This window comes from Actinopolymorpha pittospori, assembly GCF_014873875.1.
Taxonomy (GTDB): Bacteria; Actinomycetota; Actinomycetes; order Propionibacteriales; family Actinopolymorphaceae; genus Actinopolymorpha; species Actinopolymorpha pittospori.
Genome location: NZ_JADBEM010000001.1, coordinates 8,382,494 through 8,396,516 on the forward strand (window position 1 = coordinate 8,382,494; position 14,023 = coordinate 8,396,516).

Annotated in this window: 14 protein-coding genes; 3 read left to right on the plus strand and 11 right to left on the minus strand. The window is 71.0% G+C overall.

Annotation, left to right across the window (positions count from 1 at the left end):
- Positions 1 to 24 precede the first annotated feature (24 nt).
- From thyX to paaA, 7 genes are all read right to left on the minus strand, one after another.
- Positions 25 to 810 (minus strand): FAD-dependent thymidylate synthase, encoded by a 786-nt coding sequence (thyX, locus tag HEB94_RS38905; protein ID WP_192754468.1) that lies wholly within the window; start codon positions 808 to 810, stop codon positions 25 to 27.
- 123 nt (positions 811 to 933) lie between these two features.
- The gene (locus HEB94_RS38910) at positions 934 to 2,154 is read right to left on the minus strand and encodes a cysteine desulfurase-like protein (RefSeq protein WP_192754469.1); all 1,221 of its coding nucleotides are present in this window, start codon (positions 2,152 to 2,154) and stop codon (positions 934 to 936) included.
- 73 nt (positions 2,155 to 2,227) lie between these two features.
- Entirely contained in the window at positions 2,228 to 3,382 is a 1,155-nt protein-coding gene (gene paaE, locus HEB94_RS38915) for a 1,2-phenylacetyl-CoA epoxidase subunit PaaE (protein ID WP_192754470.1), read from the minus strand.
- The gene (paaD, locus tag HEB94_RS38920) at positions 3,382 to 3,867 is read right to left on the minus strand and encodes a 1,2-phenylacetyl-CoA epoxidase subunit PaaD (RefSeq protein ID WP_192754471.1); all 486 of its coding nucleotides are present in this window, start codon (positions 3,865 to 3,867) and stop codon (positions 3,382 to 3,384) included. Before paaD ends, paaE begins: the two co-directional genes overlap by 1 nt.
- Positions 3,861 to 4,643 (minus strand): 1,2-phenylacetyl-CoA epoxidase subunit PaaC, encoded by a 783-nt coding sequence (gene paaC / locus HEB94_RS38925; RefSeq protein WP_192754472.1) that lies wholly within the window; start codon positions 4,641 to 4,643, stop codon positions 3,861 to 3,863. Before paaC ends, paaD begins: the two co-directional genes overlap by 7 nt.
- Positions 4,640 to 4,939, minus strand: coding sequence for a 1,2-phenylacetyl-CoA epoxidase subunit PaaB (gene paaB, locus HEB94_RS38930; protein ID WP_192754473.1), 300 nt, complete (start codon positions 4,937 to 4,939; stop codon positions 4,640 to 4,642). The genes paaC and paaB overlap by 4 nt, the downstream gene beginning before the upstream one ends.
- A complete protein-coding gene (gene paaA / locus HEB94_RS38935) occupies positions 4,936 to 5,946 on the minus strand; it encodes a 1,2-phenylacetyl-CoA epoxidase subunit PaaA (protein ID WP_192754474.1) in 1,011 nt (336 codons plus the stop codon). Before paaA ends, paaB begins: the two co-directional genes overlap by 4 nt.
- Before the next feature lie 239 nt (positions 5,947 to 6,185).
- Here paaA and HEB94_RS51660 point away from each other — a divergent pair, with 239 nt between their 5' ends.
- The 3 genes from HEB94_RS51660 to HEB94_RS38950 all read left to right on the plus strand — a co-directional run bounded on the left by HEB94_RS51660 (position 6,186) and on the right by HEB94_RS38950 (position 8,570).
- Complete coding sequence (locus HEB94_RS51660) at positions 6,186 to 6,809, plus strand: CGNR zinc finger domain-containing protein (protein WP_192754475.1); 624 nt, start codon at positions 6,186 to 6,188, stop codon at positions 6,807 to 6,809.
- Positions 6,810 to 6,940: 131 nt separating this feature from the next.
- Positions 6,941 to 7,495, plus strand: coding sequence for a GNAT family N-acetyltransferase (locus tag HEB94_RS38945; protein WP_192754476.1), 555 nt, complete (start codon positions 6,941 to 6,943; stop codon positions 7,493 to 7,495).
- A gap of 181 nt (positions 7,496 to 7,676) precedes the next feature.
- Positions 7,677 to 8,570 carry a phytanoyl-CoA dioxygenase family protein gene (locus HEB94_RS38950; protein WP_192754477.1) on the plus strand — a complete coding sequence of 298 codons (894 nt, stop codon included), beginning with the start codon at positions 7,677 to 7,679 and terminating at the stop codon, positions 8,568 to 8,570.
- A gap of 54 nt (positions 8,571 to 8,624) precedes the next feature.
- On the opposite strand, the gene HEB94_RS38955 is transcribed toward HEB94_RS38950, so the two are convergent.
- From HEB94_RS38955 to HEB94_RS38970, 4 genes are all read right to left on the minus strand, one after another.
- Entirely contained in the window at positions 8,625 to 9,476 is an 852-nt protein-coding gene (locus HEB94_RS38955) for an SDR family oxidoreductase (RefSeq protein ID WP_192754478.1), read from the minus strand.
- A gap of 84 nt (positions 9,477 to 9,560) precedes the next feature.
- Positions 9,561 to 10,307, minus strand: coding sequence for a 4-hydroxy-tetrahydrodipicolinate reductase (gene dapB, locus HEB94_RS38960; RefSeq protein ID WP_337918229.1), 747 nt, complete (start codon positions 10,305 to 10,307; stop codon positions 9,561 to 9,563).
- A gap of 73 nt (positions 10,308 to 10,380) precedes the next feature.
- A complete protein-coding gene (locus tag HEB94_RS38965) occupies positions 10,381 to 11,742 on the minus strand; it encodes a M16 family metallopeptidase (RefSeq protein ID WP_337918230.1) in 1,362 nt (453 codons plus the stop codon).
- Positions 11,739 to 13,964, minus strand: coding sequence for a polyribonucleotide nucleotidyltransferase (locus tag HEB94_RS38970; RefSeq protein WP_192754479.1), 2,226 nt, complete (start codon positions 13,962 to 13,964; stop codon positions 11,739 to 11,741). The genes HEB94_RS38965 and HEB94_RS38970 overlap by 4 nt, the downstream gene beginning before the upstream one ends.
- Positions 13,965 to 14,023: the final 59 nt, after the last annotated feature.

Consider the following 14,023-nt stretch of genomic DNA (forward strand, 5'->3'; position numbering starts at 1 on the left):
GACCTCGTCAGTGGGCTCCGCGGGTCAGGGCGCGACTCGGCCGTTTCGCTGGAACGCCGCGTGACTGACGGGCATCAGCTCCGCCCAGGCGGCCTCCATCTGCTCCGCCACCATCTCGATCTCTCGTTGCGGATAGGACGGGTAGGTCGACTCGTCGTTCCGGACGCGCAGGGACAGGAAGTTCATCAGCGAGCGGGCGTTGACGGTGACGTAGGCCGAGGAGTAGATCGTGAGCGGCAGGACGATCCGGGCCACCTCGCGCGCGATGCCGGCGTCGAGCATCCGCTGGTAGGCGGCGTAGGCCTCGACGCACTGGTGCCGGGTCTCCTCCTCGACCAGCTTGTGCTGGTCGGGCGTACCGTCCAGGAACTGGTAGTGGCCGGGCTTGCCCTCCTGCACCAACTGCCGGTCCGGTCCGGGCACGTAGAACACCGGACGCAGTTCGCGATAGCGCCCGGACTCCTCGTTGTAGGAGGCCATCCGGTGCCGCATCAGCTCACGGAAGACGAAGATCGGCGCCTGGACGTAGAACGTCATCGAGTTGTGCTCGAACGGGCTCCCGTGCCGGGACCGCATCAGGTAGTTGACCAGGCCCTTGGAGCGTTCGGCATCTCCCTCGACGTCTTCGAGGGACTGCTCACCCTTGGTCGAGACCCGGGCGGCGAAGAGGACGTCGGCGTCCCGCGCGGCCGACCGGACCAACTCGACCGTGACGTCGTCGCGGAACTCCGCCGCGCCCTCGCGTGGGTCGACGGGGGTGTCCCCGTGTGTGCCGTCGTGCCCGCCGGACGACGCCGTTGCACCGCTCATCTCTTGCCTCCAACCACGTACCACTGCCGTTAGCGCAAGCCAGCCTAGACCGGGCCACCCCCCGTCCCGCGACCAGCGGGACCGGCGCGCGGGAGCGAGCGGGAGGGAGCACCGCGGAGAGCCTTACCGGCGGGTGCTCCCGCCCGCGAGCTCGGCGACGCCCTCGAGCAGTCGGTCGACGTCGGACCGGTTGTTGTAGTGGACCAGGCCGGCCCGGACGGCGCCACCGCTCTCGCGCAGGCCGAGGACCCCCGCGAGCTCCCAGGCGTAGCTCGTGCCGTTCCACACGTTGACCCGCCGGTCCGCGAGATGCGCCGCCACCGCGCGTGGCGTGTGTCCGACGACCGTGAAGTAGGCCGTGGCCGTGCGTCGTGCCGCCTTGCCGTACGTCGTCACGTGCGCCATGCCGTCCAGACCACCGAGCAGTACGTCGAAGAGGCTGTCCTCATAGGCCTCGACCGCCGCCATGGAGGCGAGCAGCCGGGAGCGCCGGGAACCAGACGCCGAGGCGTCCAGACCGGCGAGGTGTTCGACCGCCGCCGTGACGCCGGCCAGGTCGGCGAAGGGCAGCGTGCCCGTCTCGAACCGACCCGGCACCTCGTCGGGCGCGGGGGTCAGCTTGTCGGGCCGTAGCCCCTCCAGCGCGACCGGATCGGCCACGACGGTGCCGATGTGTGGCCCGGACCACTTGTAGGCGCTCGTGGCGTAGAAGTCGGCGCCGAGGCCGCGCAGGTCGATCGGACCGTGCGGGGTGGCGTGCACCCCGTCGACGTAGGTCAGCGCACCGACGGCATGGGCACGCGCGGCGATCGCCGCGACGTCCGGCCTGGTGCCGATGATGTTGCTCGCCGCTGTCACGGCCACGAACCGGGTCCGCGCGCCCAGGAGGTCGTCGTACTGCTCGACGGGCAGCTCCCCCGTCGCCGCGTCGACCTCGGCCCAGCGCACCGTGGCGCCGGCCCGCTGGGCCGCCTGCACCCAGGGCCGGACGTTGGCATCGTGGTCGAGCCGGGAGACGACGATCTCGTCGCCAGGTCCCCACTGGGCGGACAGGGCGGAGGCGAGTCGGTAGGTGAGCGTCGTCATGGAGGGGCCGAGCACGACACCCTCCGGCTCACCGCCGACGAGGTCGGCGACCGCTCGGCGACATTCCGCGACGATCCCGTCGGAACGCCGGCTCGCGGCGAACGCGCCACCCACGTTGCCGATGCCCAGCCGGTAGGCGTCGGCGATAGCGTCGATCACCGTCTGCGGCACCTGGGTGCCGGCGGCGCCGTCGAGATAGGCGTGCCCGTCCGCCAGTGCTGGATACGCCGCGCGCACCCCATCCATGTCATAAGCCACGCACCCACCGTAGCGGCGGGCGGGACGTTTCCGATTCGGATCCGCCCGTTTTCGGCGGTATTACCGATGAATCTCAGGCGTCGTAGTCGACCACGAGCCGGTCACTGGTCGGATGTGCCTGGCAGGTGAGGACGTAGCCACGTGCGACCTCCTCGGGCTCGAGCGCGTAGCACTGGTCCATGGTCACCGAACCCTCCAGCACGCGGGCCCGGCACGTCCCGCACACGCCAGCCCGGCAGGCGAACGGCGCGTCCCGGCGTACGCCCAGAACCCCTTCCAGTACGGGCGGCCCGTCGTGGGCGAGCCGGAACGTCGAGCGCCGCCCGTCCATCAGGACCGACACCTCGCAACCCCCCGTGGGTCCCGGTCCGGCGGGCTCGAGACGTTCGGTGGGCAGCGGCGTCCCGACGTGGAACAGCTCCGAATGCACGTGCTGGCGTGGGACGCCCGCCGCGCGCAGCACCCCGCGTACGTCCTCGACCATGCCGAGCGGGCCGCAGAGGTACCAGGCGTCCACGGTGGCCACCGGTAACAGGGTGTCAAGGAACTCCTGCGTCTTCGCGGCGTCGAGGCGGCCGCCGAGCAGCGCGATCTCCGGAGTCTCCCTGGACAGCACGTGAACAAGATGGAAACGATCGGGGTGGCGATCCTTCAGGTCGGCGAGTTCCTCGACGAACATCACCGATCCGCTGGTCCGGTTGCCGTAGAGCAAGGTGACCTTGCTCTCCGGCTCCACGTCGAGGACACTCGCCGCCATCGACAGGATCGGCGTGATGCCGCTACCCGCGGCGACGAACGCGAGGTGTCGCGCGGCGCCGGGGTCGGGCACGATCGCGAACCGTCCGGTCGGTGTCATCACGGCCAGGTCGTCACCGATCCGCATGCCCGAGAGCGCGTACGCCGAGAAGCCACCGCCCACGACCCGCTTCACACCGATCCGCAGCGCCGTCGGAGCCTCGGGCCGCCAGGCCGTGCAGATGGAGTAGTTGCGCCTGGTGTCGTCACCCGCGCGGCGGGTCTGGACGCTCACGTGCTGACCCGGAACGAAGCGGTAGGCCTCGGCGAGATCGGGCGGTACCGCGAGGGTGACCGCCACCGCGTCGTCGGTCAGGTGGTCGATCCCGGCCACCCGGAGCGAGTGGACGACCGCGTGCCGGCGGGCCGACGCCGCGGGCGCGACGGCGACGTCGGGCGTCCCGGTCGTCTCCGCGGGCACCGGTGCGCTCATCACAGGGCCTTGACGTACTCGAAGGGCTCGAGGCAGGCGGTGCAACGCCGCAACGACGTGCACGGCGTCGGACCGAACCCGCTCAGCTCCTCCGTGGCGAGCGACCCGCACCGCGGGCACCGGACGGAGAGTTCGACCGCGACCGGCCCACCGGCCCGGGGTGTCGGCGGGGCGATACCGGCCCGCGACAGCTTTGCCCGACCGCCGGCGCTGATCCACTCCGAGCTCCACGCCGGCGCGAGCACGATCCGCACGACGACCTCCCTCGCGCCGCTCTCGCGTAGGGCCGCCGTGACGTCGGCGCGGATCGCTTCCAGGGCAGGGCATCCGGCGTAGGTCGGCGTGAGGTCGACCTCGACGGTGCCGGCCTCACGCACGCGCACATCGCGCAGGATCCCGAGTTCGGCGATGGTGAGGACCGGCAGCTCGGGGTCGGCGACGGTGGCCGCCACGGCGTAGGCGTCGTCTTTCGTCAACGTCACCATGTCGCCCCTGGATGGGACCGGACGAGGTGCTGCATCTCCGCCAGCAGATAGCCCATCGCCTCGGTGTGCACGCCCCGGCGCCCGCCGGTCGCCGGTGCGGCACCGGGCGCGGGCTCGGTGAGCGTCGACCGCACCAGGATCTCCCCGACGTGGGCCGACCACTCGGCGCGCAGTGCCGTGCTGTCGACCGCGACGCCATCGGCCGCCAACCGACGTTCGAGGTCGTCGCCCTCGAACAGCTCGTCGACGAAGGGCCACACGCTGTCAAGACCGGCTTGCATACGGCGATGGCTCTCGTCGGTTCCCGCGCCGAGTCGAAGCGCCCACTGGGTGGCGTGGTCGCGATGGTAGGCGACCTCCTTGACCGCCTTGGCCGCGATCGCGGCAAGGGTGGCGTCGGAGGAGGTGGAGAGCCCGCGGTACAACGGCAGTTGGTACGCCGAGAAGACGAGCAGCCGCGCCACGGCCTCGCCGAAGTCGGCGTCCTGACCCTCGACTAGCTGGACGTTGCCGAAGCCCCGCTCGTCGCGAAGGTGGGCGAGCTCGTCCTCACCTCGACCAAGACCCTCCCGCTCCCCCGCGTAGCTCAGCAGCATCCTGGCCTGGCCCAACAGGTCCAGGCCGATGTTGGCGAGCGCGACGTCCTCCTCCAGCTGGGGCGCACGGGTGATCCAGCCGCCGAGACGCTGGGCGAGGATCAGCGCGTCGTCACCGAGCCGGCTGGCGTAGACGGCGACGGGTGGGTCGACGACGGCGCCGGACGCGTGCGAGCTCACAGATGCGGCGCTCCCTCCGGTACGTCGTAGAACGTCGGGTGCCGATAGGCCTTGTCCGCCGCGGGATCGAAGAACGCGTCCTTCTCCTCCGGGCTGCTGGCGGTGATCGCGGCCGACGGCACCACCCAGATCGACACGCCCTCCTGCCTACGGGTGTAGAGGTCACGGGCGTTGCGGAGCGCCATCGCGGCGTCGGGTGCGTGCAGGCTGCCGGCGTGCACGTGGGAGAGCCCGCGCCGGGCCCGGACGAACACCTCCCACAGCGGCCAGTCGCGCGGCGTCCCGGCGGTCGTCATGCCGCCGACCCCCTGCGCGCGTCGCCCGCGGCAGCGGCCGAGACAGCGGTCTCGGACTGCCGCGCGGCGTAGGCCAGTGCCGCCTCACGCACCCAGGCACCCTCGTCGTGGGCGCGCCGGCGGTGCTCCATCCGCTGCCGGTTGCACGGTCCGGCCCCGCTGATGACCCGGAACAGCTCGTCGTAGTCGGGCTCGGTGAAGTCGTGATGCCCACGTTCGGGGTTCCAGCGCAGCTGCGGGTCGGGAATCGTCACACCGAGCACGGCGGCCTGCGGAACGGTCATGTCGACGAAGCGCTGCCGCAACTCGTCGTTGGAGAACCGCTTGATCCCCCACCGCGCGGACTGCTCGCCGTGGGTGGACCTGCCATCGGGTGGCCCGAACATCGCGAGGCTCGGATACCACCAACGGTCGACCGCGTCCTGGCTCATCTCCCGCTGTCGTGGCGTGCCTCGCGTCAGGGTCAGCAGCAGGTCGAACCCCTGCCGCTGATGGAAGGACTCCTCCTTGCAGATGCGGACCATCGCCCGGGCGTAGGGCCCGTAGGAGCACCGGCACAGCGGCACCTGGTTGGTGATCGCGGCGCCGTCGACGAGCCACCCGATCGCGCCGACGTCGGCCCAGGTCAGTGTCGGGTAGTTGAAGATCGAGGAGTACTTCTGCGTGCCCGCGTGCAGCTGGTCGAGCAGGTCGGCGCGGCTGACCCCGAGGGTCTCGGCGGCGGCGTAGAGGTAGAGCCCGTGCCCGGCCTCGTCCTGGACCTTGGCCATCAGGATCGCCTTGCGCCGCAGGCTGGGGGCCCGGGTGATCCAGTTGGCCTCGGGCTGCATGCCGATGATCTCGGAGTGCGCGTGCTGGGCCATCTGGCGGACGAGGCCGCGCCGGTAACCGTCGGGCATCTGGTCGCGGGGCTCGATCCGCTCGTCGGCGGCGAGGAGGGCGTCGAACGAATGCTCGCCGTCGCGGTGGTCCGCGAACTCCGGACCCGATCGGTCACTCGCGCCCATGCGTCCAGCCTAACAGCGGATGTGACGCGTTCCTGCGACTTCGGCGGGAAGCTGTCATATCGCCCGGGTGGGTCCCAGAGGCTCGGCCGGCTGGGACCCGGACGGTCGGACGGCCGCGTTCGGGGGTCCGACCGCTCGTCCACCAAGCCTCCCCACCGGTGTGCGGATTATGGTGGTGTCGGAGTTCGGAACCAGTCGGAACCAGTCGGGCGTGGGTCGAAAAGGGGTGAAGCGAGGCGATGACAGCGACGAACGCGGGCGGCGGCACGCCGCCGGTGGCCGAGCTGTTGTGTGCCTTCGCCAACACCTACGACGTCGACGCCGGCGAGGACGATCCTGAGAAGCTGCCGGACGCTCCGGCACTGACCGCATGGCTGCGGGCCCGCGAGCTGCTCCAGGAGCCCGTGAGCGCCTCCGAGGCCGACCTGGCGCTGGCCCGGGACCTGCGGACCGGGATCCGGCAGGCGATGATCCAGCACCACGACGGCGATCTCGCGGCTCCGCTGCCGAACCTCGACCGCGTGGCGGCCCAGCTCCCGCTCCGGGTGGCGTTCGAGGGGACCATCCCGCACCTGGTGCCCGCCGGCACCGGCGTGGCCGGCGCGCTGGCGCGGATCCTGGTGGCCGTGGCGACCGCCCAGGCGGACGGCAGTTGGATCCGGCTCAAGCTCTGTGCGGCCCAGGACTGCCTGTGGGCCTTCTACGACACCTCGAAGAACCGCTCCCGGCAGTGGTGCTCGATGGGGATCTGCGGCAACCGGCGCAAGACCCGGGCCTACCGGGCCCGGCAGCGCTCGGCGTCGCGCCGGCCCGGCGGTCCGGTCAGGGCCACCCGGCCCGGGTCCGGCTCGCGCGAGGAATGATCTCCCCACCCGGTCCGACCCAGTCCGGTCCGTTCGATCCGCCCGTTCGATGCGGCCCTCGGACCACCCCCGGGACCGGCACTCCTCCGGCACCCTCGTGGGCCCTTTTCGGCGCCTGACAGGATGGGGGGATGAGCGAGCCCACAGCCGATACCAGCGTCCGGCTCGCGTGGCCCGCCGACGCTCCCGAGGTCGCCCGCGTCCAGGTCGCCGCATGGCGGCAGGCGTACGCCGACCTGCTCCCGGCCGACGTCCTCGACGACCTCGACGAGGAGGCGTTCACCGAGCAGTGGCAGCGATCCCTCGCCAAGCCGCCGGACGCCCGTAACCGGCTGCTCGTCGCGCTCGACCACGGCACGGTGGTGGGGTTCGCCGCCACCGGCCCGGCGGACGACCCTGATGCCGACCCGATCGTGGACGGCGAGATCACGACGTTCCATGTCGATCCCGGGCAGACCCGACACGGACACGGCTCCCGGCTCCTGCAGGCCTGTGCCGACACCCTCGTCGCCGACCGGTTCAGCCGCGGCGTGATCTGGCTGCTCAGCGCCGACGACACCCTGCGCACCTTCCTCACCGAGGCCGGCTGGGCACCCGACGGCGCGCATCGGGAGCTGGACCTCTACGGCGACGGCACCGTCCGTGCCAAGCAGATCAGGCTGCACACCTCGCTGCCCGAGGACTGACCGACGGCCGCCCACCCGACGAACCACCGGGCGGACCGACCGGCGTTCCGGCCCGGCTGACCAGCGGCGGACATCCGTCTCGCGAACCGAGACCAGTCGCCGCGACCGGCGGTCGCGCCCCGCCCAACCGCCTAGCGTCGAAAGGGACTTCGACGCGACGGACGGGACGGGGCTGACACAGATGACTTCGGGCTACCAGGTTCTCACCGAGGCGCAGGAACAGGAGTTCCTCGACAACGGGTTCGTGGTCATTCACGACTGCTTCACTCCCGAGGCCGCCGCCGAGTACACCGACCACGTCTGGACCCGGCTCGGCTACGACCCCGACGACCAGTCGACCTGGGCCCAGTCCTCGATCCACATGCCGTCGCACCACCGGTTCGACGTCGGTGAGTTCGCGCCCAAGGCCTGGCAGGCCGCCTGCGACCTGCTCGGCGGCGAGGACCGGATCGCCAAGCCCTACGTCTGGGGCGACGGGTTCATCGTCAACCTCCGGGAGGGCGCGGACCTGCCCTGGCAGCCCGCCTCGGCGCAGGCCCGCGGATGGCACAAGGACGGCGACTTCTTCCGGCACTTCCTCGACTCCCCCGAACAGGGCCTGCTGACGCTCGTGCTCTGGTCCGACGTTCAGCACCAGGGCGGCGCGACCTTCGTCGCCGCCGACTCGGTCGGCCCGGTGGCGAGGTACCTCGCCGAGCGGCCGGGCGGCGTCCTCCCGAACGAGTTCGACGTCCCGGGCCTGGTCGGCCAGTGCGAGAACTTCGTCGAGGCCACCGGCCGGATCGGCGACGTCTTCCTGCTGCACCCCTTCGTTCTCCACGCCAAGGCCCAGAACCTGCTCCGGCTGCCGCGCCTCATCACCAACCCGCCCGTCCACCTCGCCGAGCCCATGCGCTTCGACCGGGAGAACCCGGAGGACTTCTCGCTGGTGGAGAGGGCGGTCCTGCGGGGGCTCGGCGTGGAACCCCACGAGTTCGTCCGTACGGCCCCCCGCGAGGCCGTGGTGCCCGAGCGGGTCCGGCGGCAGGAGCGGATGAAGGCGGAGGAGGAGGCCCGGCTCAGCGGCCGGCGGTGACGGGTCGACCGGGGCTGGGCGCCGGACCCACGAATCCGCTCCCCCGCGGCTGGCTCAGATCGACCGCACCAGGGTGGCGCTGACGTCCCACAGCCGGGCCGCGACCGCCTCGTCCTGGGCGAGCGGGTCCGGATCGACCGGCACGCCCTTCTCGAAGTATCGGCCGGTCACGTCCTCGAGCGCGGGATCGGTCACGAGTCGGACGATCGGCTCGGCGCCGCGCTGTGGGCTGGCGAAGAAGGGCCGCGCGAACACCCGGATGAGCGGTTTCGCCCAGACGGGCGCTCCGGACCAGATGCCGGTGTCGACGGCGCCCGGATGCAGGCTGTTGGAGGTGACGCCGCTGCCCTCGAGCCGGCGTGCGAGCTCAGCCGCGAAGAGCACGTTGGCGAGCTTGGACCGCCCGTAGGCCTTCATGATGGCGTAGCCCCGCTCGAAGCCGAGGTCGTCGAAGTCGAGGGTGGCGCCGCGGTGGCCCGCCGAGGCCACCGTGACGACGCGGGCGGGCGCGCTGGCCAGCAGCCGGTCGAGCAGCAGATGGGTGAGCAGGAAGTAGCCGAGGTGGTTGACCGCGAAGGTGGCCTCGATGCCGTCCTCGGTGAGCCGCCGGGTGCTGTGCACACCGCCTGCGTTGTTGACCAGGACGTCCAGCCGGTCGTGGCGGTCGAGGAAGGCGGCGGCGAGCTTGCGGGTGGAGGCCTGGGAGGAGAAGTCGGCGAGGAGGTAGGACGGTCGCGCACCGGTTCTCGCGCGGACGATCTCCACCGCGGCGGTCGTCCGGGTGAGGTCCCGGCCGACCATGACGACCGTGGCGCCACGACGGGCGAGTTCGACACTGGTCGCGAGGCCAAGTCCGTTGCTCGCGCCGGTCACCAGGACGGTCCGGCCCTCGATGCTCCAGGTCATACTCGCCTCCAGGTCTCACGAGCATCCACCGCACATCTCGGCCCGGCCCCTCGTCACCGCGGCCCGGGTCGAGCGGAACCCCGTTCAGTCCAGGTCGAGGTAGTGCTCCAGGCCCACTGTGAGGCCCGGCCGCTCGACGACGGTTCGCGCGCCGAGCACCACACCCGGCATGAAGGACGTACGGGCCAGGGAGTCGTGCCGGATCGTCAGGGTCTCGTCCTGTCCGCCGAACAACACCTCCTGGTGGGCGACGAGTCCGGAGAGCCGCACGCTGTGGACGTGGACGTCGCCCACGCGGGCACCCCGGGCGCCGTCGACCTCCTGGGTCGTGGCGTCGGGAACGTTACCCATGCCGGCGCGCCGGCGCGCCGCGCTGATCAACTCCGCGGTCCGGCCGGCCGTGCCGGAGGGCGCGTCCGCCTTCAGCGGGTGATGCAGCTCCACGACCTCCACGGACGGGAAGAACCGCGCCGCCTGCTCGGCGAACCGCATCATCAGCACGGCGCCTACGGAGAAGTTGGGGGCGATCAGCACGCCCACGCCCGGCGCGTCGGCCAGCCAGCCGCGTACCTGGTCGAGGCGTTCGTCGGTGAACCCGGTCGTCCCGACGACGGCATGGATGCCGTGCTCGACGCAGAACCGCAGGTTGTCCATCACGGCCTCGGGATGGGTGAAGTCGACCACGACCTCGGCCCCGGCCTCGACCAGCTCCTCGAGCCGGTTGTCGACGTCCAGCTCGGCGACCAGGTCGAGCTTGTCGGCGGCCTGCACGGCACGCGCGGCCTCCGCGCCCATCCGCCCGCGTGCACCGAGTACGGCTACGTTGACCACTGTCGGCTTCCCCCACTTCTGTCGGCCCCGAATCCGCCGTCACTGACCGCGGGCTCCCGGTCGGGAACGCTGGTCAGCGTACGGCGGAGGCGAAGCGGTCCGCGTCCTCGAACGGCCCGACCACCGCGAGGGTGGGCGCGGCCTCGAGGAGTTCGGCGGCGATCTCGCGTACGCCGTCCAGCGTCACCGCGTCGATCCGCCGCAACACCTCCTCGACACTGAGCATCTCGCCGTAGAGCAGATCGGCCTTGGCGAGGCGGCCCATCCGGGACCCGGTGTCCTCCAGGCCGAGCACGAGCGAGCCGCGCAACTGTCCCTTGCCCCGGTCGAGTTCCTCCGTCGTGAGACCGGACGCGACGACCTTCGCGAGCTCGGCACGGCAGATCTCGATGACGTCGTCGATCTTCGTCGGCAGACACCCGGCGTAGACGCCCATCATGCCGGCGTCGGCGTAGTTGGAGGCGAAGGAGTAGACGGAGTAGGCCAGGCCGCGCTTCTCCCGCACCTCCTGGAAGAGCCGGCTCGACATGCCACCACCCAGCGCGGCGTTGAGGACGCCGAGCCCGAAGCGGCGATCGTCGGTGCGGGTCAGCCCGGGGACACCGAGCACGAAGTTGGCCTGCTCGGTCCGCCGGTGCGTCAGCTTCACCGTGCCGAGCGCGGAGGCCGGTGCCTGACCGCCGACCCGCGGCGGCGCGGGTGTCGCGACCTCGCCGTTGATCAGGCCGGCCTGCTCGAACGCCTCGGTCACGAGGCGCACCACCGCGCGGTGTTCGACGTTGCCGGCCACCGCCACCACCAGCGCGGGCGGGCGGTAGCGACGGCGGTAGTAGCCGTGTACCTGGCTTCGACTCAGGGCGTTGATCGACTCGACCGTACCGAGGATCGGCCGGCCGAGCGGGGAGTCACCCCACAACTGCTGGGCGAACAGGTCGTGCACGGCGTCGGAGGGATCGTCGTCGTGCATGGCGATCTCTTCGAGGATGACGCCTCGCTCGGCGTCCACGTCGGCCGTGGCGATGAGCGAGGACGTCACCATGTCGCAGACGACGTTGACCGCGAGCGGCAGGTCGGCGTCGAGCACCCGGGCGTAGTAGCAGGTGTACTCCTTGGTGGTGAAGGCGTTCATCTCACCACCAACGGCGTCGAGCGCCGAGGAGATCTCCATCGCGTTCCGACGCCGGGTGCCCTTGAACAACAGGTGTTCGAGGTAGTGGCTGGCGCCGGCGAGCGAGGGAGTCTCGTCGCGCGAACCGACACCGGCCCACACCCCGAAGCTGACCGAGCGTACCTGTGGCATCGCCTCGGTGATGATGCGCAGCCCGCCCGGCAGGACCGTGCGACGGACGACGCCGCTGTCGCCCTCCTTGAGGAGGGTTCTGGTCGTGCCGGGCGGCTGGCTCCCCGCGGCCAGCCGCACGGTACGCGGGCTCACTGGTCGGACTTGTCGGAGTCCTCGACGACCGGCACCAGGGACAGCTTGCCCCGGTCGTCGATCTCCCCGATCTCCACCTGCAGCTTGTCACCGACCTTGACGACATCCTCGACGTTCTCGACCCGCCGGCCGCCGGCCAGGGCCCGCAGCTTGGAGATGTGCAGCAGGCCGTCCTTGCCGGGGACGAGGGAGACGAAGGCACCGAAGTTGGTGGTCTTGACCACCGTGCCGAGGTAACGCTCGCCGACCTCGGGCATCGTCGGCGTCGCGATCCCGGCGATCACGGCCCGAGCCGCCTCGGCGGAGGGACCGTCGGCGGCACCGATGAAGATCGTGCCGTCGTCCTCGATCGCGATGTCGGCGCCGGTGTCGTCCTGGATCTGGTTGATGACCTTGCCCTTTGGCCCGATCACCTCGCCGATCTTGTCGACCGGGATCTTCATCGTGATGATGCGCGGCGCGTACGGCGACATGTCGCCGGGTGCCGCGATCGCCTTCTCCATCACGCTGAGGATCGTGAACCGCGCCTCACGCGCCTGCTGCAGCGCGCTCGCGAGCACCGAGGCGGGAATGCCGGTCAGCTTGGTGTCGAGCTGGAGCGCGGTGACGAACTCACGGGTGCCGGCGACCTTGAAGTCCATGTCGCCGAACGCGTCCTCGGCACCGAGGATGTCGGTGAGGCTGACGTACTCGGTCTTGCCGTCGACCTCGTCGCTGATCAGGCCCATCGCGATACCGGCCACCTGGGCGCGGAGCGGGACGCCCGCGCTGAGCAGGCCGAGCGTCGAGGCGCAGACCGAACCCATGGAGGTCGAACCGTTGGAGCCGACCGCCTCCGACACCTGGCGGATGGCGTACGGGAACTCCTCCCGCGTCGGCAGCACGGGGTAGATGGCCCGCTCGGCCAGCGCTCCGTGCCCGATCTCGCGGCGCTTCGGCGAACCGACGCGGCCGGTCTCACCGGTGGAGTACGGCGGCATGTTGTAGTTGTGCATGTAGCGCTTGGTCGTGTCCTCGGCCAGCGTCAGGCCGATCCGGCGCTCCAGCGACAGCATGTTGAGCGTCGTGATGCCGAGGATCTGCGTCTCGCCCCGCTCGAAGAGCGCGGAGCCGTGCACGCGCGGAACCAGTCCGACCTCCGCCGACAGCGGCCGGATGTCGGTCAGGCCACGGCCGTCGATGCGGATCTTCTCGCGCAGCACCCGCTCGCGCACCAGGGTCTTGGTGAGGGAACGGAACGCCGCACCGAACTCCTTCTCGCGGCCCTCGAAGTCGGCGCCGATGCGCTCCACCCCGAGCGCCTTGACCTCGTCGAGACGAGTCTCGCGCTCGGCCTTGTTGGCGATCGTGAGCGCGCTGCGCAGCTCCTCGCGGACCGCGCCGGCCAGCGCCTCGAGCACGTCGTCCTCGTAGTCGCGGAAGACGGGGTACTCGGCGGTCGGCTTGGCGGCCTTGCCGGCGAGCTCGTTCTGGGCGTCGCAGAGCGTCTTGATGAAGCCCTTCGCGGCCTCCAGGCCTTCGGCGACGATCTCCTCGGTCGGCGCCTGGGCGCCGTCACGGACGAGCTCCCACGTCTGGTCGGTGGCCTCCGCCTCGACCATCATGATCGCCACGTCGCCGTCCTCGAGGGCGCGACCGGCGACGACCATGTCGAAGACGGCGTTCTCGACCTCGCCACGGCGCGGGAACGCGACCCACTGGCCGTCGATCAGCGCGACGCGGACGCCGCCGATCGGACCCGTGAAGGGCAGGCCGGCGATCTGGGTCGAGGACGCCGCGGCGTTGATCGCGAGGACGTCGTACATCGCGTCGGGGTTGAGGGACAGGACCGTGACGACGACCTGGACCTCGTTGCGCAGACCCTTGACGAACGACGGGCGCAGCGGCCGGTCGATCAGCCGACAGGTCAGGATCGCGTCCTCACTGGGCCGCCCCTCACGGCGGAACACCGAGCCGGGGATCTTGCCCGCGGCGTAGGCACGCTCCTCGACGTCGACCGTCAGCGGGAAGAAGTCGAACTGTTCTTTGGGGTGCTTGCCCGCCGTCGTGGTCGAGAGGACCATCGTGTCCTCGTCGAGGTAGGCGACGACCGAACCCCCGGCCTGTCGAGCAAGCCGTCCGGTCTCGAACCGGACCTTGCGGGTACCGAAACGGCCGTTGTCGATGACCGCTTCAGCTGTGTGAATACCGGGACCCTCCACTGGGCGCCCTCCTTGTGACATCAGGGAGCGATCGGGCGCGTGTGCGTTCGAAGCAGGGAGTGCCGGTCTTCGATCGAGGC